Here is a 20,227-nt window from a genome sequence, read left to right on the forward strand (position 1 = left end):
CGACAGAGAGCGACCCATAGGCGGCCTTGGCGGAGTGCTGTCAACGCTACACCGGAAACGAAAAAGCCCGCTATTTGGTGCACGGGTTTTTCGTTCCCGGTGATGATTACCTGCTCATGGAAAACGATATAGATATGGGATCGCCCGCGCGCTGGTGATGCCTTATCGTTTCAAGCCGCGACCGGAATCGGGCTGATCGCTTGTTGCTTCCAGGCTTTCGGCGACATGCCTTCAGCTTTCACGAACGTACGGCAGAAGTGAGCTTGATCGCAGAAGCCGCATTCCAGTGCGATCTCTGTGAGCAGCAAGGTGGAGTCCTTCATCAGTTCTCTGCTTTTCATGACCCGCTGTTCACGCAGCCATTGCTGCGGGGACATCCGGGTGCTTTGCTTGAACATGCGGGAGAAGTGACTGCGCGACAAAGCGCAGGCTTCGGCCAGTTCAGTCACAGTAATGCCGGTATCCAGTCTGTCGAGCATCAGTTGTTGGGCAGTCCTTATCTGCCAGGATTTGAGCTGTCCTGTCGAAGTCAGGGTGAGCGTCGCCAGCACGGTAGATTTGTCCATGTTCATACACATCCGGAAATTCAGGTAACAGGATGCGCGCGGCTGACTCGACTCAGTCGACAGCGCACCCTTTGCAAGTCTGGACAGCCCCCGGGGCAGGGGCCGGCGATGGTTCAGACAGAAGCAGCGACAGGCGCCAGGGAGGGGCCATGCTGAACGCGCTCGGGTGCTTTGTGCACCATGGTGTAGGCGTAGTCGACGCCCATGCCATAGGCACCGGAATGTTCCCTTACCAGTTCCATCACGGCGTCGTAGGTGGCGCGGTTCTTCCAGTCCCTTTGCCATTCCAGCAGCACCTGCTGCCAGGTCACCGGTACGACGCCGGCCTGGATCATGCGCTGCATGGCGTAATCGTGGGCCTCTTTGGTGGTGCCGCCGGAGGCGTCTGCGACCATATAGATCTCATAGCCGGCATCGTTCATTGCCGACAGGGCGAAGGTGGCATTGCACACCTCGGTCCACAGACCGGAGACGATGATCTTGTTGCGACCATTTTTCTTGAGTGCGTCGCGCACCTTCTGATCGTCCCAGGAGTTCATGGAGGTGCGCTCCAGCAGCGGGGCGTCCGGAAACACAGCGAGTAGCTCGGGATAGGTGTGACCCGAGAAGCTTTCTGTCTCAACCGTGGTGAGGGTGGTGGGGACATTGAAGATCTTCGCTGCCTTGGCCAGGGCAACGGTGTTGTTCTTGAGCGTTTGCCGGTCGATGCTCTGCACGCCGAAGGCCATCTGTGGCTGGTGGTCGATGAAGATCAGTTGGCTGTTCAGTGGAGTCAGGACTTCAGTTTTAGGATTGTTCATTCTTGTTTCCTTTCAGCTCGATGCTGTTCAGTCGCACAAGTCTCGGGCCCTTCAGGTATCACCGTAACCACAAGTGCGTTCCTCAGCGTCATTGCTGAGGGCGAGCAAAAGATAACGAAACAAAATGTTTATTGGTGGCGCATTTTTGCGCCTTTTTGGGCTTATTAATGCGCCATAAGATGTGCGTTCGCACTGCTAGCATTCGCCCACCCATACGGATCAGACCGATCCCTCATGAGCTGGAGAGTGCAATGGCAGTTTCACAACCGTTCAACAAACAGACCGTCTACTGGGGCGTCCCCTGGGAGGAGGCCTATGGCTATCCGCAGGCGCGGCGGGTAGGAAACGAGATCTACGTATCAGGTCAATTCAACCATGATGAAGAAGGTAATCTGGTCGCCCCGGCGCCGCTGAATGCCGACGGAAAACCCAGTGATTTCTCTTCGATGGGAGAGCAGATGCGGGTCTCTTACGACAACATTTCGAAGCTGCTCGCCTTGTATGGCGCAACGCTGCAAGACGTTGTCGAGGAAACGCTTTACGTGCTGGATATGGATGCTGCGTTCGCGGTCGTCGGCAAAGTGCGCAAGGCTGCCTATGGCACTGAGCGGCCTCAGTGCGCGAACAATATCATTGGGGTGTCAAGGCTTGCCCAGCGCCCGCAACTGATCGAGATCGCATGCAAGGCCGTGATCGGTGCGCGAAACATCTGAGCTGCACTCCCGGTTTCGATCTAGGTGACCGGGAGTATCGACTGCCCTTCGACCAAGGGCTTCTGACTGGTCACGGCAGCCGCGCAGAAGGTCATGAATGCCTTGACTCGCCACGATTTTCGAATGTCCTGGTGAGTCAGCAGCCATAACTCATCCTGAAGCTCCGGCACCACCGGCCCGGCGCGTACCAACCCTGGGGTGATGTCGCCCAACATGCAGGGAAGGAATCCAAATCCCAGGCCCGCCGCGATGGCTACGCTTGCCGCTGCAACGGAATCGGTGCGGTATGCTATGCGCTCCGCAGCGACTCTGCTTTCGACATAACGGGTCGCCCTCAAACCGCAGAGCGCTGCGGAGTAGGAGACCCAAGCCTTGCCCTCTTCGAAAAGGGGCGAGTCAGTCATCTGCCTGGCAGAGCAGTAAGGTGCCCAGGCAATGTTTGCCAGTTTGCGGCCCACCAGGCTTTCCGCGGGTTTTCTCGTCGCCCGAATGGCGATGTCCGATTCATCCCGGGCGAGGCTGAGGGTTTCATTGCCCACCAGCACCTCGATGGTGATTCCCTCATTCAGAGCCTTGAAGTCCGCGATGATGGGGGTGAAGAAGTACAGCAGCAGCGAGTCGCTGGTGGTAATTCGAAGTTTTCCGAGGGGACCCTGTCCTGAACGTGAAACACGCCGCGTGACACTGACGATATCCAGCTCCACACGCTCGGCGAGCGCTCGCAATTCAGCACCCTCGGCGGTGAGCAGATACCCTGATTTGCGGTGATCGAACAACGCGACGCCGAGCGTGCGCTCAACTTGAGTAATCCGGCGCGAAACGGTGGATACATTGATGCCAAGCTTTTTGGCCGTCGCCGAACGATTGCCGCAATCACTGAGCGTCTTGATGATGCGCAAGTCGTCCCACGAGAGCTGACTGGCAGCCTCGCCTGCGTCCCATTTCGTCCTGTCAGGGGAAGCCAGAGCTTTATCGGTTGGCGATTTCACACAGTTAGTTCCAGATGCGAAGGCGCTGATGATACGAGAAGCGGTTAGGTGAAGCAGCCACATTGTTCTGGCAATTGGTTGAAAGCTATTATTCCGCTGGCTCAGCGGCCGTATGTGGATCAGGCGACGGCGGTGGCGCAGCGGTGTAATCCGTACTGAGGTTTTTCGCGGTGAAATCCGGTCTGCCGATGCCGTGGGTGTCGGCAGACCGTTCTGTTTTCCGTTGGTCAAACAGCGTATTGACATATCGAATAATCTCGATATTCTCGCGGCATGGACCTGATCGAAGTATTCAAAGCACTCTCAAACCCGGTACGGCTTGAAATCCTGAAAGGCTTGAAGGACCCCGTAAAGAACTTCCCCCCGCAGGACGAGGGCGATGTTCACACGGTGGGCGTGTGTGTGAGCAGTATTCAAGAGGGCATCGGACTCTCGCAATCAACGGTGTCCGGTTATCTTGCAACGCTGCAGCGCGTGGGCCTGGTTGAAGTCAGGCGCATCGGTCAGTGGACCTACTACAAGCGCAATGAAGCCAACATCAGCGCTTTGGCCGAGGTCATAGGGAAAGAGCTGTAAAAAAATTTACCGCATGATATCGAGATATCTCGATATCCCTTATTGTCGATACGAGGATTCACCATGAAAGCGATGCTGCTTGAATCATTTGGCAACCCGGAATCGTTCACACTCTGCGACGTACCCAAGCCCGTGCCGGAAGCGGGACAAGTGCTGGTCCGGGTACACGCCACCTCGATCAATCCATTGGATTATCAAGTCCGACGCGGCGACTATTCCGACCTGGTGCCACTGCCGGCCATCACCGGACATGACGTCTCCGGCGTAGTCGAAGCGGTCGGCCCCGGCGTGACGGCTTTCGCCCCCGGAGATGAAGTCTGGTACACGCCGCAAATCTTCGACGGCCCCGGCAGCTATGCCGAGTATCACGTAGCGTTCGCCAGCATCATCGGCAAAAAGCCTTCCTCGCTGAGCCATCTAGAAGCCGCCAGCCTGAGCCTGGTCGGCGGGACGGCATGGGAAGCCCTGATCGTGCGGGCAGCGCTCAGAGTGGGGGAGAGCATTCTGATTCACGGCGGCGCGGGAGGCGTCGGACACGTCGCGATCCAGCTCGCTAAAGCGATGGGCGCCAAAGTGTTCACCACCGCACGCGAAGCAAACGCCGAGTTCGTTCGTCGCATGGGCGCCGATGTGATCATCGACTACGAAAAGGACGACTACGTCGACGCCATCCTGCGGGAAACCAATGGCCTCGGAGTGGACGTGGTGTTCGACACCATCGGCGGCGACACCCTGTCGCGCAGCCCCGATGCCCTCGCACAACTTGGCCGCGTGGTCTCGATCGTCGACATCGCCCAGCCACAAAACCTGGTTCAGGCCTGGGGTAAGAACGCGAGCTACCACTTCGTTTTCACCCGCCAGAACCGCGGCAAGCTCGATGAATTGAGTGCCCTGGTGGAGCGCGGTCAACTGCGGCCACATGTTGGCGCGGTGTATTCGCTTGCGGAGATTCCGCTGGCCCATGCTCGGTTGGAAAGTCCCAACAACGGTCTTCAAGGGAAGATTGCGATTGCGGTCGAGCCTGCACTTCGTTCGGGTTCTGTGGGGAATGCGTCATGATTTATGAGATCGCTTTGCTGCCTGTTCACGCAGAACGTGTTGATGAATTCAGGAATGCATTTGCCGAGGTTGCGCCTTTGCTCCGCCGCGCGAATGGGTATGGCGGGCACATGCTTGCGCAAGGGATTGAAACGCCGGAGCGGTTCAACTTGATTGTGCGGTGGGAATCGCTTGAAGCTCATACGGATTTTGAGGCGGGTGAAGACCACAGGGTCTTTATGCTGGGGCTGGAGGGGTATTTTTCGGAGGAACCGCAGGTTTATCACATTGAGGGGGCGGGTTTTAATGCGGGTGAAGATGATGGGGGTCTTTGGCCCGGAAACTGAAACACGAGTACTTCAGTAAAAGGGAGCAGATTCACTACCTGAATCTGCTCCCTTTTTTGTTCGTTGAGCTCAGCCGTTGGCGTTTGCTCTCTTTTCCGCCGTCACGATGCAAGCCTTGTAGAAATTGGAATGGAAATCGCTGATCGCTTTCTGCTGCAAACTCTCGCTTGAGTATTGAGGAATCTCGTACGCCTCGCGGATCAACGACTTGAACACCTCACCCACATACTCGTTCTGCTTACCTGCCGCTTCGGCCAGTTCCAACACCGAAGCCATGGGCACGCCTTGCTGCCTGGTTTTCATGACCTGTTTGGCCGAGTTTTCTATTCGTTGGCATTCTTCGAGCTCTTCCTGCGGCACAGGAGAGGCAAGAGCGGAAAAACTGATGGCGAAGGTTACTGCTGCTGCCAGACATTGTTTGTGCACGAGGTGTCGTCCCTGGTTTTGAGGCTGAACCTTATCATTCGTGGCTTGGCGCCACCATTGCAGGCAGGGAGAATAGAGCGCCAGGTGCTGGCACGCGGCCACGCCTTGCGCCACCTGATTTCGGCTGTCACCCTTCGGCCCGTTCTTCAAGGATCAGAAGAAGGAATCAAGGATTGAGTGGCTACATTCCCAACCCGCCAAAAAACTATCGCAACAAAGGAACCGACCCCGTCGATATTCATGCCCAGCGTTGGGCTGAGTATGAGAAACACGGGAAGGAACCAGCATCGGCTCGTGAAAAAATCGGCATTGCCCTGCGGATCGGAGTGTTCTTCGATGGGACGGGGAATAATGCCAATAACGCGGCGGCCGGGCTTCTGTGTGGTGCTCATCATCCGATAGCGGCTCAAGATATCGATGCGAGCTGCAAGCCGTATATGAGTGATCCGGATAGTAGTTATGGCAACGATGTCAGCAATATCAAAAAGCTGAGTGAGCTGTATGACACGCCTGAGGCAGCCGAAGGTGAGGGCTCGCGAAAACGTGCTTTTCGCATGGTGTATGTTGAAGGTATCGGCACCCGTTCAGGTGAAAAAGACAGCACCTTGGGAGCCGGTACTGGGCGCGGCGAAACCGGGGTTGCCGGTCGTGTTCAATCTTCGTTCGTATTGATCAAGCAGCGGATCAAGGAGGCGCTGGACGAAAATCCGGGCTGTGATTGTCTCCCTGACATTCGACACCTTCGGCTTCAGCCGTGGTGCGGCAGCCGCTCGGCATTTTGCAAATGAAGTCGTGCGCGGCAAACAGGGCCCTTTAGGAGAAATCCTTCGAAGTAACGCGGCTTCCTTGAGTTCGACTTTCAGCGATCAATATAAAAGCGATATCAATATGGGCTTTATAGGCCTGTTCGATACCGTTCCTTCCATTGCTGGCTGGTCCAATCTGGGCAACATCAAAAGCCCCGTTGCAACAGGTATCAAGCTTTATCTGGATCAACGCTATTTCACTGATGTCCTCCAATTGGTCGCGCGTGATGAGTGCAGGGGGAATTTCGCCCTCAGCTGTGTAACACCAGATCACCAGGAGATTATTTTGCCTGGCGTTCATTCCGATATTGGTGGGGGCTACCTCGAGGAAGCGGATGAGTGCGTACTCGTCAGCCCGATGCAGACACTTGAGGTGTCACTTAACACTGATGTCGCGACCACCTCGATTTATCAAGATGCTTTAACCGTGAAAAGTCAGTGGCTCGCCAATGGCTGGCCTTCTGAAATGCTGGAAATCGTCACTCCACCGCCACTCCTTATGCCGAATAGTCCGCAGGATCGACTTAGTCCACAGATCAAACGCGTCTATGCCGCCGTGCAGCTCAAACGCCCAGTGAGCGGAATGCTTTCCAGAGTGTGTTTACGCGTGATGCATCAGCAGGCGAAAGCCAAGGGAGTTCGCTTCAACGATATTCCCGAGACTCCGGAGTTTTCCATCCCTACAGAGCTTCAAGCTTTGTGTGATCGTTTTGTCTCTGGCGACTACAGCACCACCCCACAAGAGGAGCAAATCCTGAAACTCAAGTACATTCATACATCAGCCAACTGGAACCACCCACTCGGCCGAAGGGATGGAAGTGGCGTGAAAGCGGTTTACATCAACGCTCCCACGTCAGATGCAATTCGAGTAAAACACCCGCACGTACCTGATTGGACGCTTTGGTAATGAAGCTACTTGTAACTCTGCTGTGCACATTGCTCACGACCGCTTGTTCCGCAGACCCACTTTCAGCGAAAAACGACCCAAAATCCCCATGGTGGGAGCTGGGTTTCACAGAGCCTCGCTACATGAAGGTTTGGGTGGAAGATACTTCGGTGGAAGATATCAAAGGAAGAACGTTTCTACGCACCGGCGGGGGATCCGCCTCGGGCGGGCAACCAGAGGATGGCACAGAGTCAGCCCGAGGTTGGCATGGCGTAGGCGGCTCTGCAAAAGCCGTAGTAGGCGCCGATCTTCCCAAGCGAATCTTTGTTCGTTGGCAATCTATTGTGGAGCCTCAGACCTATCGTGTTTGGATTGATATACCGGAAGAAGCCAGGCAACTAATGCTGACATCGGTCAATCAGCGATGCGCGAAGACACCGGATCAAACGGCCACCTATATTTCTTCGGTTTATTTAGGGTTGGCGCCGGGCGGAGTTGTGCAAGTGTGGGTTAGAGACTCATGTCATCACCCGGTCAAAGTGACAAGAGCCCAAGCAGAAATTGAGCCCTTGGGCCCAAGCCAAGGCAAAAACCAGGGACGTTACGCCTATCCTGTCAGTGAAAAGTCCAAGCGTTATATCGACAAGTTCGGCATTCCTTACGGCAGTTGGTAATGCTTGAGATGTTGGGGGGAAGGGGAAATACATTCATCCCCATTTTTACTCTGGTAATGAAATTCCTTGTCACCCTGCTCTGCGCGTTGTTCATGACCGGTTGTCAGTCTGCTGACCCACTGTCAGCAAAAAATGACCCCAAGTCTGAATGGTGGGAATTGGCTTTCACTGAACCGAATTACATGAAGGTTTGGGTGGAAGACAGCTCTGTGCAAGACATTACGGGCAAAGTCTTCTTCAGAACAGGTGGAGGAACAGCAGCAGGCGGAGAGCCTGACGATGGAACCGAGTCTGCCCGTGGTTGGACAGGCGTTGGCGGTAGCGGAAAGCGCGTCGTAGGTGCTGACTTGCCTGTTCGTATCTACGTTCGCTGGCAATCCATTGTGGAACAGAAAACCTGGCAGGCATGGGTTGATATACCGGAAGAGGCCAGACAAATAATGGTGAAGTCCACAAATCAACGCTGTCCTGAAACACCGGAGAAAACTGCGCGGTTCATGGCCTCGGTTTATTTAGGGCTGGCACCAGGTGGAGTGGTACAGGTTTGGGTGAGAGATTCGTGTCGCCGCCCGATCAAAGTGGCCCGAATGCAAGGTGAGATCGAACCTCTGGGCCCGGAGCAGGGGAAGAACGAAGGACGTTACGCGTATCCAGTCAGTGAGAAGTCCAAGCGCTACATCGAGAAGTACGGCATTCCTTATGGAAGCTGGTAGCTATCAGCGAATGAAGCAATTCATCACCCTGTTTTGTGCATTGTTGGTTACTGGCTGTCATTCGACCGACCCGCTATCAGGTAAAAAAGACCCCAAATCCGAATGGTGGGAATTGGCATTCATCGAGCCTGATTACATGCAGGTTTGGGTGGAGGACAGTTCTGTGCAGGACGTTACCGGCAAGGTCTACTTCAAGGCCAATGGCGGCTCCGCAGTCGGTGGCGAGCCTGAGGACGGCACCGAGTCGGCTCGCGGCTGGTCCATCGTGGACGGCAGCGGAAAACGAGTGGTGGGTGCCGATCTTCCCGTGCGGATATATGTTCGATGGCAGTCAATCGTTGAAAAGAAAACCTGGCAAGCCTGGGTGGATATTCCAGAACACGCAAGGCAATTGATGGTGGAATCCACCAGCAAACGCTGCCCGCAAACACCTGAACGAGAGGCGCGGTTTATGGCGTCGGTTTACTTGGGGCTGGCGCCCGGCGGGGTGGTGCAGGCTTGGGTTAAAGACTCGTGTCATAAGGCGATCAAGGTCGCTCGGGCGCAAGCAGAGATTGAGCCGTTAGGTCCGAGTCAGGGTAAGAACCAAGGGCGTTACGCTTATCCGGTCAGTGAAAAATCGCAACGCTACATCGAGAAATTCGGCATTCCGTATGGCAGTTGGTAATTCTTGGAAAACGGGGTGAGTCGGAGAAGAGAGGGCGGATTTCTTGATCAATAGATGCGTCCTGTTTTTTGTATTTTTTTGAAATGATCCTTCTATAGTGATCGAATACTGGATGCCACCTTGAAGATAATAAAAGCTACTCGCTTTGATGACGTCGACCACGACCTCGGGTATGAGTACCGTGGTTATAACTACGAAATACAGAGCGAAGAGGATATGTTTCTGATCAGGATTTACGATGACGAACCCGGACAGGCGGCGGTAGTGCGTCCGACGTCGATGTCTAAAAACAAAAAGCTAAGAACGTTAGTCGAGCTCTTACAGTCCGAGCTGGGCGTGTCCAGGGTCTCGCTTTACAAGGGGGATATAGGTTCTTACGCCGAGATCAATCTTGACAGTTTGACCTTCCTTCCCGCCTGAAGCCGGCTGTGAAGGGGTGCCAAGCGTGTTTAGATACTTTTGGTCAAAATCAGTCAGAAAGTAAAGTCGTAAATGTTTGATAGGTTGCGAAGAGTTGAAAGCATCGAGCTGGATTAGTCGGAATGACGCATGGGTGTGAAGTTTTATCTCTTGTTGAACATGTCATACACCCATTTAGCCAGCTCTTCTGGTGATGTCGTCTCTTTTCTCAATACTTCATAACCACGATCTCGCGCAACGATGGCCAGCTTTCCTGATTCGGAAATTTCAATATATGGCCCGCCAAGCTCATCGACTTCAGTGGTGAGGGGGAAGCTGTTGTACGGATTTCTCTGTTCAATCGCATATTTAAAAAAGCAATCGATTATTTGTTTAAGATTTATGGCCATGTCCTCTTTTTATTTTGTTGGCGTCCGAGAGCAACGTCAGAGAGGAACTTTCAGTTCGTCAGCAATTGATATCAACCGCTGTACTCCCCAACCGCTCCCCATTAACCACCACATGCACCGCATGTACCCCCGCATAGTGCTTGCGCGTAGTGAAATCCTTAATCACCTGCCGCCGCGCAATAATCTCACGCCCAAACCCCGCCAAATCCAACGTCTTCAACTTGAAAACCTTGGCCGACGTCCCGCCATTCGCCTTCACATAGTCAATCGCATAATCAATCACCAACCGCTGCTCCACCGGCACCAACGACCGCACCGTAAACGACAAGGTAATCGTATCCCCAAGCCGCACAACCGCCGGCTCCACCTTCACATCCAGCAATTCAACCTCAGCCTTAGCCCCCGCACCAATCACAGTGAGCGCCCGCAAATCCCCCTGTTTGATCAAACTCCGCAACGCATGTTTGGCAATCCACGCCGTGTGTTTGTTCTCCAGCGACCACCCCTCAACCGTATCCAGCACCCACTCCGGATGCTCTTTGGTCACATCATTCAAATGATTCGCTACCGACTTGCGCACATACAAACTTTCATCGGCCTTCAACCGGTCAAGAATCCCCGCAGCCAACAGCGGATCAGCCTGCACCCGTTCCAGCCGAAACGACCACGGCAGGCGAGGGCGACTGCCTTCGCTGGCCAGTCTTCGCACGTGGTGGTTTTCGTCTCGCGTCCAGTCGTGCATCAGTTCCAGCGAGCGTTCCAGGTCGCTGCGCAGGAAGTGGCGGATGGCGAATTCGGAGGAGCCGAAGGTGGTGAAGTACTTCAGGGCTTCCATCGATGTATCGAACGCGTGCGCGCCGTAGCTCGCGACGTAATGCGGCAGGCACATGCTGACGAAGCCGCTGTTCAGTCGCGGGGCAAGTTCGCGCAGGACAGCGAGGGAATCTGAGTAATCCAGCGGTAGCACGTGATGCAGGCTTTCGCTGACACGGGCCATGCGTTGCATGACGGAGAGGTCGGCGAGGCCGTCGTTGGCGTGCTTGAGAAAGGCCTTGGCCTTGAACGCCGGGTACACGGCGCTCATTTCTGTGGCGATGTGTTGCAGGCGTTCGGCGTTGAAGATTTCTTTGAGGGCCGGGGCGGCGGTTTCGGTGGTGCTCATGGTCAGGTCATCGGGGTGCTGATGAACGCCCGGGTGCTTTCGGCGTACGCGGTGTATTGGGCGATGCGCGGGAAGCGATCGGCGTCGATCTGGTCGGGGACGACGAGGCCGGTGAAGCTCCAGGCGACGGCGAGGGTGATGCCGTCCTGTTGGAGGGGGCCGTCGGTGGGCAGCGGGTGTTTTTCGAGTTCGTGTTCGAGGGCGGTGAAGGCGGCGGCGAGTTGGCCTTCGACGCGTTCGACCCACGGTTGGTATTGAATGTCGGCCGGGCGCAGGTTGCGTTCGTAGTAGAGCTGCACGGCTTTTTCGCAGGCGGCGAGGCCGAGGCCGATCAGGCGCAGGGCTTTGACCCGTTGCGACAGGTCGGCGGGCAGCAGGGTTTTGCCGGACAGGGCTTCGAGATAGTCGAGGATCAGGGTCGAGTCGATCAGCACTTCACCTTCATCGAGCACCAAAGTCGGCGCTTTGACCACCGGGTTGATCTGCTGGAAGCGCTCGAAGTGGCGAAACACCGAGACCGGGTCGTGTTCCAGTTCGATCCCCAGGCATTTGGCGGAGATCGCCACGCGGCGCACGTAAGGGGAGTCCAGCATGCCGATCAGTTTCATGACGCGTTCCTTCAAGTCGAACCGGGGAGGGCATAACGTAGCTGAGGTTGGGGGGATTTGTCAGTCTTTGCGAGGGGGCGGGTTTTGCGGTCTGCGATCGTAACGAATTGCGACAAAGCGCCGCTCGTCCGCCGTTTGTCTTCTATATACAGCCGCTCGACTGAATTTCTTGCTATAAACGCACTCCGATGAGCGCTGTGAAGCCTGTGTCAGAGCAGTTTCCGGGCCTTGTCGGACAAATTCCCGGTATTTACAGTTGCTGAGGCCTCAAACGGGCCTTAGACTGCCGCCCCTTCGTAAATTGAGTGCCGGGTGGCGTTTGCAATAAACGATGCCTTTCCGATGACCGCAGGCGGTTCGCCGGAACGCTCCCTAATTCGCCTTAATGCACGTTTTTTTATAGAGATATCAATGACAAAGGACAAGTTGCTGGCCATGCCGGCAGATGACTACATGAATGCCGAGCAACACGCTTTCTTCAGCGAGCTGTTGCAGAACATGAAAGTCGAAACCCATGAGCGCATTGAGCAGAACCGTATTGCCATCGAAAGCCTGGACACCCCGGCTGACCCGGCGGACGCCGCATCGGTGGAAGAAGAGCGCACCTGGCTGGTAAACGCGATCGATCGCGACCAGCGCATGCTGCCGCAACTCGAGCAGGCCCTTGAGCGTATCAAGGAAGACAGCTTTGGCTGGTGTGATGACAGCGGCGAGCCGATCGGCCTGAAACGCCTGCTGATCAGCCCGACCACCAAGTACTGCATCGAAGCTCAAGAGCGTCACGAGCAGATCGACAAGCACCAGCGTCAGGCCTGATTCCTGAGGCGACCCCTTCAATGCGGGTCGTCGCGAAAAGATCGCAGCCTTTTGCAGTTTCTCCGGGAACTGCAAAAGGCTGCGATCTTTGCTTTTTCTCGTCTCCCGGAAAGTCCCCGCACCATTCCATTGACCTGCCACAGACCCACGACTAACGGACCATGGATAATGGCGTTGTAGTGGCGTTTAATGCAGCCACAACAATGAGAACAAGCGTGGGGTAACGAAATGACGAGAGAAGGATCTCTGGTTGCGGCTATGCCTGCACCAGTTGTTTTGCCGAAGAATCGCTGGCTGACGCCGACTCTGCAAAGCATCGCCCTGATGCTGTTGCTGGCCGGGATGAGCCTGGGCGAGTGGCCCTTGTACGTCGGCATGCCGCTGGCGGTGCTGATTGTCTGGCTGCCGCGCCTGCGTTCCCGGGCGGTCCCCGATGCGCAACCGGTCGACAGCAATAACGCGATGTCCGAGCTGACTCGCGACCTTTCCTACACCACTAGTCATAACGCGCTGTCAGCCGCTGGGGTGGCGTTCTCCGTCAAGGAGCTGGCCGGCAAGCTGCAATCACAACTCGACGCCGCCGCGCAGATCGTCAACAACGCTGAAGTCATGATCGCCACTGAGCAGGCCACTTCGCAGCTCAGCCGCGAGGCATTGGGCGCTGCCAGCGAAGCCCATCACAGCAGCGCGGCGGGGCGCACCGAACTGGTGGATTCGATCTCGCGCATGCATCAGCTCAGCCAGCGCGCCAATGCCAGCCGCGAACTGATCGAAGCCTTGAGCCAGCGCAGTGATGACATCCAGCGCGTGACGCTGGTGATCCAGTCCATCGCCAGTCAGACCAACCTCCTGGCATTGAACGCCGCCATCGAAGCGGCCCGGGCCGGTGAGCACGGTCGTGGTTTTGCAGTGGTGGCGGATGAAGTGCGCGGTCTGGCCGCCCGGACCGCGACAGCCACCGGCGAAGTGGGCGAGATGGTCGCCGACATCCAGCAACGCACGGCGCAGGTGGTGGAACAGATTCGCCAGCTCTCCGACGATTTGCACACGGGCGTCGAGCAGGTCGAACACACCGGTCAGCACCTGGAAAACATCGCGCGACTGGCTGCCGGGGTAGAAACCCAGGTCGGCGAAATCGCCCGAGGCGCAGAAACCAATCGTGAACAGCTCGACAGCCTGTTCACCGCCATCGAGCAGATGCGCAGCGATCTGGCGATCAGCGACCAGCAGACCCGCCGCCTGGCCGAGGCCGCCGTGCAGATGGAAGGGCAGGCGGAAACTATCAGTGAGCGCCTGGCCGAAGTCGGGCTGGACGACTATCACCAGCGCATCTACGACCTCGCCCGCGAAGGGGCCAGCCAGATTGCCGCGCGGTTCGAGGCCGATGTCGAACAAGGGCGCATCAGCCTTGAAGACCTGTTCGACCGCCAGTATCAGCCGGTTCCCGACACCCAGCCCGCCAAGCTCCAGACTCGTTTCGATCGCTACACCGATCAGGTGCTGCCGGCGATTCAGGAGCCGTTGCTGCCGCGCCACGAAGGTCTGGTATTCGCTATCGCCTGTACGCAGCAGGGTTACGTTCCGACCCACAATCAGGCGTTCAGCCAGCCGCTGACCGGGGATGCACAGGTCGATACCGTCAACAATCGCACCAAACGCAAATTCGCCGACCGCACCGGCATCCGCTGCGGCAGCCATCAGCAACCCGTGTTGTTGCAGACCTACACCCGCGATACCGGCGAGCTGATGCACGACCTGTCGGTGCCGATCATGGTCAAGGGCCGGCATTGGGGCGGGTTGCGTCTGGGCTACAAACCGGAGAAGCCGCGTTGAGGGATTGTTGCCGGAACTGCAATTAAGCTGTACAGCCGCGCAGCTGTTTCATCCTGATCCAGATCATTAACATGCCTACATAGTTAGGTTGCTAATGAAGTTGGGAGGTCAGCATGCAATGCAGAGTCGATGTCGCGGTGATGATCGGCAGCGGTGTACCCGCCGGACTGCGCGCCATAGGGCAAAGTGTCTGTTGGGTGGTGCTGCTTAATGGCGAACGCCGTGGCACTGCCTTCGCGAGTCGAAACGAGGCGGAAGAGTGCAGGGCCGCATGGCTTGAGCAATTGAGCGCTGAAGCCGGTGCCAGCCTGCACTGATCGAGTTTATTTGCCCCGGTGCAGGCGCACATTCAGCTCGTCGACCATTACCGCTTCTTCGCCATCGGCACGCAGCCACTCCTTGAGCAACTGCGCCTGCTGCGGGCTCCAGAAGTCGGCGTCGATCAGTTTGGTATCGGCTTCCAGCGGATGGGCTTCGATGAAGTCGTCGATCGCCGCTTCTTCCGACGGCAGCCCTAATTGATCGAACAGGGTTGTCAGGTTGTAGGCAGGCAGTTCCATGGTGTACTCCTTGAAGGATGGCGGGGTCGGTCACTCTCTTTATCTGAGGTGCTCGCTGGCCAGGAGTTCGATTCGCGATTCCAGTGAACGGGCGAGGGCGCAGGCGGCGTTGTGATTCTCGCGGAAACCTCTGACAAGCCCAGTCGACTTTTCCCTGATATGGAAAAAGCCGTTGCCCGCCGGGATCACCTGAAACAACGGTTCCTGGCCACAAGTCTCGATTGTAGGAACAGTCTCGAACACCGGAGCGTTCAAGGCAAAGGCGGGTTCGTGAGTCACGGCAAAATGCGTCATAGTGCACATATGAAGTCCTTTTCATGGATTGACCCGCATTTACAGGGTGTTGCGGGTAGTCGCGAACAGCATCGCTGCTCTAGAATCGCCAACACCTGTTGACGGCATGGCGCTATCTAAAGCAATTTTTTGCGTGCGATATGTCGGAAAAGTGATTTTCTCGGTGAGTTTTTTCCCTAAAGTTCGTAGTCAGTTTTCTCTGGCCGACCGTGACGCGTTTTCCTTCAACATTTGGAGAACGTCTTTGCAGGTTTCGCGAGTGGCATTCCAGTAGTCTTGTGCAACTCGCGTTGAATGAGCACTTTGCTTGCTCAGGCGTATATTCGAGTCATCGCGCAACACCTTCGGCCTGGCCGACTTTTTCTGCCGTGCGCGCTTTTCGCGTACGGCACTCTTTTCAAGTGTGGGGATGTTTCTTTGGCAGTCAGTAACCTCGATATGCATGCTTTGTTCGTGCTGGGTGATTTGCGGGCAAAGCTGGTCAAGCAGTTTCAATCGCGTTTTGTTTACATCACCGAGCAGAACGCCGAAGGCATTTACGTTGCCGAAATCGACACCGAAAGCGCATTGGTGGTCGATGACAAACCTGGCCTCAAGCTCAAGGTCGGCGATCATTTCAGCGCGTCGGTACTGCCGAGCCGTGAAGGCGGCAAGATGGACATCCGCTTTCGCGAAATCAAAATGACCGTATACGGTCTCGGCGACTACGCGTTCGTCAGCACGGCCGACGGTCATGCCATCGTATTCAAGGAAGGCCACAGCGCGGTCACCGTGTTCGCCGCCAACGAGCAGTTACAGGAAGGCCTGACCAAGACCCTGAAAGCCGTCACCGCCAAAGCCGCCAAGTGGCGCAAGGGCGAACTGGTGACGTTCAAGGCCAGCGAGTGAGCCGCGCCGATTTCCATTTGCAGAACCTCGACAGCGCCCGCGAAGAAGCACGTCGATTGTTCACGGTAAAGGCCGAATTGAAGGGCGCCTGGCTGGGTTGGGTCGCCTCGCAAATTTACGCCTTGCAGCCTGCGGAATACGCCAGCATGGTCAGACGCGAGCTGAAGAGCCTGCAGGAAATTTCTGAAAAGTAACCTTGTCCGTGTCATGCCCCTGAAAAAACAGGAACCTCGTCTACAGTCAGTTGACTGAGTATTCAGAGGCTTGCGGTCTTCTGTCAGGCCATCCTGCTATTGCTGTGAACAGCACGAGGTGCAAAAGCATGAACGGATTTCGACGGTTGCTGGCCGCTGGCCTGACCACCTTCGGCTTGATGACGGCGGTGCCCGCGGTGAGCGCGGCACAGGCGCCGATCCACTTTGCTGATCTGAACTGGGAAAGCGGCAGCCTGATCACCGATGTCCTGCGCATCATCGTCGAGAAGGGCTACGGCTTGCCGACCGACACCTTGCCGGGCACCACCATCACCCTTGAGACCGCACTGGCCAACAACGACATTCAGGTCATCGGCGAAGAGTGGGCCGGGCGCAGTCCGGTGTGGGTCAAGGCCGAGGCCGAAGGCAAGGTCGCCAGCCTGGGCGACACGGTCAAAGGCGCCACCGAAGGCTGGTGGGTGCCGGAATACGTGATCAAGGGCGACCCGGCCAAGGGCATCAAGCCACTGGCGCCGGACCTGCGCAGCGTCAGCGATCTGAAGAAGTACAAGGACGTGTTCAAGGACCCGGAAACCCCGAGCAAGGGCCGGTTCCTCAACAGCCCGATTGGCTGGACGTCGGAGGTGGTGAACAAGCAGAAGCTCACGGCTTACGGCTTGCAGGACGATTTCGTCAATTTTCGCAGCGGCTCCGGTGCGGCACTCGATGCCGAAATCAGCTCATCGATCCGTCGGGGTAAGCCGGTGCTGTTCTATTATTGGTCGCCGACACCGTTGCTCGGCAAGTTCAAGCTGATCCAACTGGAAGAGCCGCCGTTCGATGCCGAGGCCTGGAAAACCCTGACCGACGCCGATAACCCCAATCCGAAACCGACCCGTTCACTGGCCTCGAAGCTGTCGATCGGGGTGTCCACGCCGTTCCAGAAGCAGTATCCGCAGATTGCCGAGTTCTTCAGCAAGGTCGATTTTCCGATTGATGACCTGAACAAGGCGCTGGCCGAGATGAGCGAGAAACACACGCCGCCCCGGGACGCAGCGGTGGCGTTCATGAAGGCGCATCCGGATGTGTGGCAGGCGTGGCTGCCGAAGGATGTGGCGCAGAAGGTTCAGGCAGGTCTGTAGCGATGTGGCGAGGGCCTCAGGCCCTCGCCGAAGTGGGTCAGAACCGCGTCTGCACTGCCAGCTCGAATGTACGCGGTGTGCCGAGGTAATACGCCGGCGACACATGGGCGAACTCGGCATACACCTCATTCGTCAGGTTGCGCACCCGCCCGGTCACGGTGGTGTGCGAATCCACCTTGTAGCTCAGGAAGCTGCCAAACAGCGTGTACGACGGCACTGTCATGGTGTTGGCATTGTCGGCGAACACCGATGCCACATACCGAGCATCGACCCCGCCTTGCCATTGCGGCGAGAAATCATACGTCAGCCACAGATTGCCGACCCGGTCCGGCACGTTGGTCGGTGTGTTGCCCTTGCGGGAAACCACTACGCCGGCGGCGTTCTTCTCGTTGAACTCATCGTATTGCGCATCGACCCAGGCGAAGTTGCCTTCGGCCAGCAACTTGTCGGTGATCCGCAAGGAGCTGGCGATCTCGATGCCCTTCGACGTCTGCTGGCCGACCGGAATGCTGCTGGTCGGGTCCAGTGGATCTGTCACGGCGAAGTCCTTGCGCTCGATGGTGTAGGCGGCCACCGTCGCCGAACCTCGTCCGTTCAGGTAGCCGAACTTGCTGCCGATTTCCCATTGCTTGCCGGTCGAGACATCGAAGTCCTGGGTGCCATTGGGCTGCTCGGCGGCGGTGCTGTATTGCACGTACACATTGGCTGACGGAATGAACTGATACGTCAGGCCGACGCGTCCGGTGACCGGTTCCCAGCTGCGTTTGAGATGGCGCGGGTTACTCGCGGTCACCGTGCGATGGTTGGTCACGTCGAGGTCGATATCGTCGTAACGCAGGCCAGTGAGCAACGAAAGCTTGTCGGTCAGTGCCAGACGATTTTCGGCGAACAGCGCTTTGGTCGTGACTTCGTTGGTCTTGTCGCTGACGAAACCCGGTATGGTTCCGGGGATGTCATAGAAATGCCCCGGTCGGTAGTTGTTCGGGTTCACCGTACTGGCGCCTTTGACGTTCAGCGGCGAGTTGGTGGTCTGGTTGACCTTGTACTCGAAACCGCCGGACCAGGTGGTGTCGAGACCGAACAGGGTGTTGTCGTGGCGCAGTTCGAACTGGTTGCCGTTCTGCTCGCCCTGGTGTCGCACCTGATAGGCAGTGGAGCGGTTCACCGCGCTGTTGTCGGCGTTGTATTGATAGGTTTCCAGGTTGCGGTAATCGCGCTGGCTGTCGAGGTGATAGAGGGTGTTGCGCAGGGTGGTGCTGTCGTTGATCCGGTAGTCGATGATCGAGCGCACCCAGATCGTCCGCTGCTCGTAGCGGCCGTCCTCGACGTTGTAGTTGTTGAAGCGGCTGTGCTTGTCGATCTTCAACTCGCCGGCCTTGGGGTTGAGCACCGGCGTGCCCCAGTACGGGCTGTCTTCGTGTTCATCCTGATATTCCAGGGCCAGGGTGTGCGACAGGTTTGGCGTCAGGTCGCTGAGCAAGGAGAACGCCACGCTCCAGGCATCGCGTTCCTGGCGGTCGATGTAGCCGTTGCTGGTGTTGTGGCTGACGTCGAGGCGCGCGTAATGCTGCACGTCGGCGCCGGGGTCGGTCAGCGCGTGGTTGAGGCCGAACGCGGTTTCGGTGGTGTCGTAGGTGCCATAACTGACTCGGCCTTCGATCGCTTGCTCGTCGCGGGTGGCCAGTTTGGTCACGTAGTTCAGCGAGCCACCGACCGAACCTGCGCCGTTGATCAGCGACGAAGGACCGCCGACCAGTTCCACACGGTCATAAATCCACGAGTCCACGGGGCGAGCCAGTCCGCCGGAAACGTTGACCCCGTTGAACATCTGGGTGATCTGGCTACTGGTGAAACCGCGATAGGAGACGAATCCGCCAAAGCCTGGCGGCGCACTGGCGTTCACCCCCGGCAAGGTGTTGGCCGCGTCCTGGAAGTTTTGCGAACCGTGACGTTCGATGTCGTTGCGGTTGGCAATGGCCACCGAAGCCGGAGTTTCGCGTACGCTGAGGCCCAGGCGCGAGGCCATGCCACTGGACTGGTCGAGGCTCAGGCCCGGTTCGGCGCCGGACTCGCCGTCAATGGTGATCGGCGCCAGATCCACGGTGGATTGCGCCCAGACGTTGACGGACAGGCAGCCGCACAGGCTCGCCAGCAAGGTAAGTTGTTTCATCGATTGAATCCTGAATGCTTGTCTAGGAGTCAGCGCACAGGCGAACGCCGCGCGTTGGCGCAGTGGGCTGACAAATCAAAAAGGCAAGGACACTCAGGCGAGCGGCGGGGCGCGAGGGTTGGCCGAAGGCCAGATGAAGCGGGCAGGGAGGTCGGCGCTGACGATGACCGGCAGCGGCGGGCTGTGTTGTTCCGGCAGGATCGCCAGGGTCAGGCTGGAGTTGAACGCCGGGCCCATGCCGCCGGTGGAGCACAGCGGACAGCCGAAGGCTTTGGCCAGGGTCGGCAGTTTTTCTTCGGCGGGATTCGAGGCGAGCGGCGCCTGGGTGCTTGGGTCGACGGCGCAGAACTGGCCGCCGATACCGTTGAGCTGCATGCCGACCATTTGTCCGTGACCGATGCTGCAGGCGAACACGTTGAACAGGACGCAGCAATAGAGCATCCAGGCCAGCAGTGAGCGATCGGTACGGGTGAATTTCATGGGGCGGCACTTTACCGCACCGCCGACCGGTCGTGCACATGGAAAAATGCCGACTAGGATGTTTTGTTCA

At 57.2% G+C, this 20,227-nt stretch carries 25 protein-coding genes and 1 pseudogene; 15 read left to right on the forward strand and 11 right to left on the reverse strand.

The features are described 5' to 3' along the window. Nucleotides 1-170: 170 nt before the first annotated feature. On the reverse strand, nt 171-572 hold the full coding sequence (locus AC1RT4_RS02615; RefSeq protein ID WP_474731180.1) for a helix-turn-helix domain-containing protein: 402 nt from the start codon (nt 570-572) through the stop codon (nt 171-173). A 107-nt stretch (nt 573-679) separates the two neighbouring features. Then, entirely contained in the window at nt 680-1,366 is a 687-nt protein-coding gene (locus AC1RT4_RS02620; RefSeq protein WP_085711437.1) for a hydrolase, read from the reverse strand. 251 nt (nt 1,367-1,617) lie between these two features. Here AC1RT4_RS02620 and AC1RT4_RS02625 point away from each other — a divergent pair, with 251 nt between their 5' ends. Next, nucleotides 1,618-2,079 (forward strand): RidA family protein, encoded by a 462-nt coding sequence (locus tag AC1RT4_RS02625; RefSeq protein ID WP_493083345.1) that lies wholly within the window; start codon nt 1,618-1,620, stop codon nt 2,077-2,079. Nucleotides 2,080-2,099: 20 nt separating this feature from the next. Here the strand turns inward: AC1RT4_RS02625 and AC1RT4_RS02630 are convergent, their stop codons facing one another. Further along, nucleotides 2,100-3,068, reverse strand: a complete 969-nt coding sequence (locus AC1RT4_RS02630) for a LysR family transcriptional regulator (protein WP_474731175.1) — start codon at nt 3,066-3,068, stop codon at nt 2,100-2,102. A gap of 273 nt (nt 3,069-3,341) precedes the next feature. Between AC1RT4_RS02630 and AC1RT4_RS02635 the strand changes: the two genes are divergently transcribed. From AC1RT4_RS02635 to AC1RT4_RS02645, 3 genes are all read left to right on the forward strand, one after another. Then, complete coding sequence (locus AC1RT4_RS02635; protein ID WP_007950555.1) at nt 3,342-3,644, forward strand: ArsR/SmtB family transcription factor; 303 nt, start codon at nt 3,342-3,344, stop codon at nt 3,642-3,644. Nucleotides 3,645-3,707: 63 nt separating this feature from the next. Further along, the gene (locus tag AC1RT4_RS02640) at nt 3,708-4,703 is read left to right on the forward strand and encodes a zinc-dependent alcohol dehydrogenase family protein (RefSeq protein ID WP_493083348.1); all 996 of its coding nucleotides are present in this window, start codon (nt 3,708-3,710) and stop codon (nt 4,701-4,703) included. After that, a complete protein-coding gene (locus AC1RT4_RS02645; RefSeq protein WP_493083350.1) occupies nt 4,700-5,029 on the forward strand; it encodes an antibiotic biosynthesis monooxygenase family protein in 330 nt (109 codons plus the stop codon). The genes AC1RT4_RS02640 and AC1RT4_RS02645 overlap by 4 nt, the downstream gene beginning before the upstream one ends. A 69-nt stretch (nt 5,030-5,098) precedes the next feature. Here AC1RT4_RS02645 and AC1RT4_RS02650 read toward each other — a convergent pair whose 3' ends face one another. Then, nucleotides 5,099-5,557, reverse strand: coding sequence for a hypothetical protein (locus AC1RT4_RS02650; protein WP_493083352.1), 459 nt, complete (start codon nt 5,555-5,557; stop codon nt 5,099-5,101). 71 nt (nt 5,558-5,628) lie between these two features. Between AC1RT4_RS02650 and AC1RT4_RS02655 the strand changes: the two are divergent. The 5 genes and pseudogenes from AC1RT4_RS02655 to AC1RT4_RS02675 all read left to right on the forward strand — a co-directional run bounded on the left by AC1RT4_RS02655 (nt 5,629) and on the right by AC1RT4_RS02675 (nt 9,621). Beyond that, a pseudogene (locus AC1RT4_RS02655) lies at nt 5,629-7,168 on the forward strand (phospholipase effector Tle1 domain-containing protein). After that, the gene (locus AC1RT4_RS02660) at nt 7,168-7,821 is read left to right on the forward strand and encodes a DUF2931 family protein (protein ID WP_493083354.1); all 654 of its coding nucleotides are present in this window, start codon (nt 7,168-7,170) and stop codon (nt 7,819-7,821) included. Before AC1RT4_RS02655 ends, AC1RT4_RS02660 begins: the two are co-directional and overlap by 1 nt. A gap of 56 nt (nt 7,822-7,877) precedes the next feature. Continuing rightward, nucleotides 7,878-8,534, forward strand: a complete 657-nt coding sequence (locus AC1RT4_RS02665) for a DUF2931 family protein (RefSeq protein WP_493084438.1) — start codon at nt 7,878-7,880, stop codon at nt 8,532-8,534. 10 nt (nt 8,535-8,544) lie between these two features. Continuing rightward, nucleotides 8,545-9,201, forward strand: coding sequence for a DUF2931 family protein (locus AC1RT4_RS02670; protein WP_493083356.1), 657 nt, complete (start codon nt 8,545-8,547; stop codon nt 9,199-9,201). Between the two features lie 120 nt (nt 9,202-9,321). Continuing rightward, on the forward strand, nt 9,322-9,621 hold the full coding sequence (locus tag AC1RT4_RS02675) for a hypothetical protein (RefSeq protein WP_041475573.1): 300 nt from the start codon (nt 9,322-9,324) through the stop codon (nt 9,619-9,621). 143 nt (nt 9,622-9,764) lie between these two features. Here AC1RT4_RS02675 and AC1RT4_RS02680 read toward each other — a convergent pair whose 3' ends face one another. From AC1RT4_RS02680 to AC1RT4_RS02690, 3 genes are read right to left on the reverse strand one after another with little or no spacing between them, the layout of a single operon-like run. Continuing rightward, nucleotides 9,765-10,010 carry a hypothetical protein gene (locus tag AC1RT4_RS02680; RefSeq protein ID WP_493083358.1) on the reverse strand — a complete coding sequence of 82 codons (246 nt, stop codon included), beginning with the start codon at nt 10,008-10,010 and terminating at the stop codon, nt 9,765-9,767. A gap of 58 nt (nt 10,011-10,068) precedes the next feature. Beyond that, a complete protein-coding gene (locus AC1RT4_RS02685) occupies nt 10,069-11,172 on the reverse strand; it encodes a DNA alkylation repair protein (protein ID WP_493083360.1) in 1,104 nt (367 codons plus the stop codon). A gap of 2 nt (nt 11,173-11,174) precedes the next feature. Beyond that, nucleotides 11,175-11,780: a glutathione S-transferase gene (locus AC1RT4_RS02690; RefSeq protein WP_493083362.1), complete on the reverse strand. Its 606-nt coding sequence runs from the start codon at nt 11,778-11,780 to the stop codon at nt 11,175-11,177. Nucleotides 11,781-12,191: 411 nt separating this feature from the next. Between AC1RT4_RS02690 and AC1RT4_RS02695 the strand changes: the two genes are divergently transcribed. From AC1RT4_RS02695 to AC1RT4_RS02705, 3 genes are all read left to right on the forward strand, one after another. Further along, nucleotides 12,192-12,596, forward strand: coding sequence for a TraR/DksA family transcriptional regulator (locus AC1RT4_RS02695; RefSeq protein ID WP_007935965.1), 405 nt, complete (start codon nt 12,192-12,194; stop codon nt 12,594-12,596). A 609-nt stretch (nt 12,597-13,205) separates the two neighbouring features. Continuing rightward, nucleotides 13,206-14,429, forward strand: coding sequence for a methyl-accepting chemotaxis protein (locus AC1RT4_RS02700; protein ID WP_493084440.1), 1,224 nt, complete (start codon nt 13,206-13,208; stop codon nt 14,427-14,429). A gap of 113 nt (nt 14,430-14,542) precedes the next feature. After that, the gene (locus tag AC1RT4_RS02705; RefSeq protein ID WP_493083364.1) at nt 14,543-14,746 is read left to right on the forward strand and encodes a hypothetical protein; all 204 of its coding nucleotides are present in this window, start codon (nt 14,543-14,545) and stop codon (nt 14,744-14,746) included. 6 nt (nt 14,747-14,752) lie between these two features. Here AC1RT4_RS02705 and AC1RT4_RS02710 read toward each other — a convergent pair whose 3' ends face one another. Together AC1RT4_RS02710 and AC1RT4_RS02715 are read right to left on the reverse strand one after the other, a co-directional pair. Continuing rightward, nucleotides 14,753-14,989, reverse strand: a complete 237-nt coding sequence (locus AC1RT4_RS02710) for a DUF2789 family protein (RefSeq protein WP_085687730.1) — start codon at nt 14,987-14,989, stop codon at nt 14,753-14,755. Between the two features lie 39 nt (nt 14,990-15,028). Beyond that, a complete protein-coding gene (locus AC1RT4_RS02715) occupies nt 15,029-15,292 on the reverse strand; it encodes a hypothetical protein (protein WP_493083365.1) in 264 nt (87 codons plus the stop codon). A 408-nt stretch (nt 15,293-15,700) separates the two neighbouring features. Between AC1RT4_RS02715 and AC1RT4_RS02720 the strand changes: the two genes are divergently transcribed. From AC1RT4_RS02720 to AC1RT4_RS02730, 3 genes are all read left to right on the forward strand, one after another. After that, entirely contained in the window at nt 15,701-16,171 is a 471-nt protein-coding gene (locus AC1RT4_RS02720; protein ID WP_085711422.1) for a hypothetical protein, read from the forward strand. Beyond that, nucleotides 16,168-16,365 carry a hypothetical protein gene (locus AC1RT4_RS02725; RefSeq protein ID WP_493083367.1) on the forward strand — a complete coding sequence of 66 codons (198 nt, stop codon included), beginning with the start codon at nt 16,168-16,170 and terminating at the stop codon, nt 16,363-16,365. Before AC1RT4_RS02720 ends, AC1RT4_RS02725 begins: the two co-directional genes overlap by 4 nt. 128 nt (nt 16,366-16,493) lie before the next feature. Continuing rightward, nucleotides 16,494-17,507, forward strand: coding sequence for an ABC transporter substrate-binding protein (locus tag AC1RT4_RS02730; RefSeq protein WP_493083369.1), 1,014 nt, complete (start codon nt 16,494-16,496; stop codon nt 17,505-17,507). Nucleotides 17,508-17,544: 37 nt separating this feature from the next. Here AC1RT4_RS02730 and AC1RT4_RS02735 read toward each other — a convergent pair whose 3' ends face one another. Beyond that, entirely contained in the window at nt 17,545-19,677 is a 2,133-nt protein-coding gene (locus AC1RT4_RS02735) for a TonB-dependent receptor (RefSeq protein ID WP_493083371.1), read from the reverse strand. Between the two features lie 93 nt (nt 19,678-19,770). After that, on the reverse strand, nt 19,771-20,157 hold the full coding sequence (locus AC1RT4_RS02740) for a DUF2946 domain-containing protein (protein ID WP_085602912.1): 387 nt from the start codon (nt 20,155-20,157) through the stop codon (nt 19,771-19,773). Nucleotides 20,158-20,227 lie beyond the last annotated feature (70 nt).

Source organism: Pseudomonas sp. GW821-FHT11D10, assembly GCF_058808435.1.

What these genes read in the sequence shown, in the direction of transcription:
- AC1RT4_RS02700 (WP_493084440.1), top strand. Translation starts at nt 13,206, where the DNA reads ATGATCGCCACTGAGCAGGCCACTTCGCAGCTCAGCCGCGAGGCATTG.
- AC1RT4_RS02690 (WP_493083362.1), bottom strand. Translation starts at nt 11,780, where the DNA reads ATGAAACTGATCGGCATGCTGGACTCCCCTTACGTGCGCCGCGTGGCG.
- AC1RT4_RS02680 (WP_493083358.1), bottom strand. Translation starts at nt 10,010, where the DNA reads ATGGCCATAAATCTTAAACAAATAATCGATTGCTTTTTTAAATATGCG.
- AC1RT4_RS02685 (WP_493083360.1), bottom strand. Translation starts at nt 11,172, where the DNA reads ATGAGCACCACCGAAACCGCCGCCCCGGCCCTCAAAGAAATCTTCAAC.
- AC1RT4_RS02710 (WP_085687730.1), bottom strand. Translation starts at nt 14,989, where the DNA reads ATGGAACTGCCTGCCTACAACCTGACAACCCTGTTCGATCAATTAGGG.
- AC1RT4_RS02730 (WP_493083369.1), top strand. Translation starts at nt 16,494, where the DNA reads ATGAACGGATTTCGACGGTTGCTGGCCGCTGGCCTGACCACCTTCGGC.
- AC1RT4_RS02645 (WP_493083350.1), top strand. Translation starts at nt 4,700, where the DNA reads ATGATTTATGAGATCGCTTTGCTGCCTGTTCACGCAGAACGTGTTGAT.
- AC1RT4_RS02705 (WP_493083364.1), top strand. Translation starts at nt 14,543, where the DNA reads ATGCAATGCAGAGTCGATGTCGCGGTGATGATCGGCAGCGGTGTACCC.
- AC1RT4_RS02640 (WP_493083348.1), top strand. Translation starts at nt 3,708, where the DNA reads ATGAAAGCGATGCTGCTTGAATCATTTGGCAACCCGGAATCGTTCACA.
- AC1RT4_RS02660 (WP_493083354.1), top strand. Translation starts at nt 7,168, where the DNA reads ATGAAGCTACTTGTAACTCTGCTGTGCACATTGCTCACGACCGCTTGT.
- AC1RT4_RS02735 (WP_493083371.1), bottom strand. Translation starts at nt 19,677, where the DNA reads ATGAAACAACTTACCTTGCTGGCGAGCCTGTGCGGCTGCCTGTCCGTC.
- AC1RT4_RS02740 (WP_085602912.1), bottom strand. Translation starts at nt 20,157, where the DNA reads ATGAAATTCACCCGTACCGATCGCTCACTGCTGGCCTGGATGCTCTAT.
- AC1RT4_RS02615 (WP_474731180.1), bottom strand. Translation starts at nt 572, where the DNA reads ATGAACATGGACAAATCTACCGTGCTGGCGACGCTCACCCTGACTTCG.
- AC1RT4_RS02695 (WP_007935965.1), top strand. Translation starts at nt 12,192, where the DNA reads ATGACAAAGGACAAGTTGCTGGCCATGCCGGCAGATGACTACATGAAT.
- AC1RT4_RS02620 (WP_085711437.1), bottom strand. Translation starts at nt 1,366, where the DNA reads ATGAACAATCCTAAAACTGAAGTCCTGACTCCACTGAACAGCCAACTG.
- AC1RT4_RS02625 (WP_493083345.1), top strand. Translation starts at nt 1,618, where the DNA reads ATGGCAGTTTCACAACCGTTCAACAAACAGACCGTCTACTGGGGCGTC.
- AC1RT4_RS02665 (WP_493084438.1), top strand. Translation starts at nt 7,878, where the DNA reads ATGAAATTCCTTGTCACCCTGCTCTGCGCGTTGTTCATGACCGGTTGT.
- AC1RT4_RS02670 (WP_493083356.1), top strand. Translation starts at nt 8,545, where the DNA reads ATGAAGCAATTCATCACCCTGTTTTGTGCATTGTTGGTTACTGGCTGT.
- AC1RT4_RS02635 (WP_007950555.1), top strand. Translation starts at nt 3,342, where the DNA reads ATGGACCTGATCGAAGTATTCAAAGCACTCTCAAACCCGGTACGGCTT.
- AC1RT4_RS02715 (WP_493083365.1), bottom strand. Translation starts at nt 15,292, where the DNA reads ATGTGCACTATGACGCATTTTGCCGTGACTCACGAACCCGCCTTTGCC.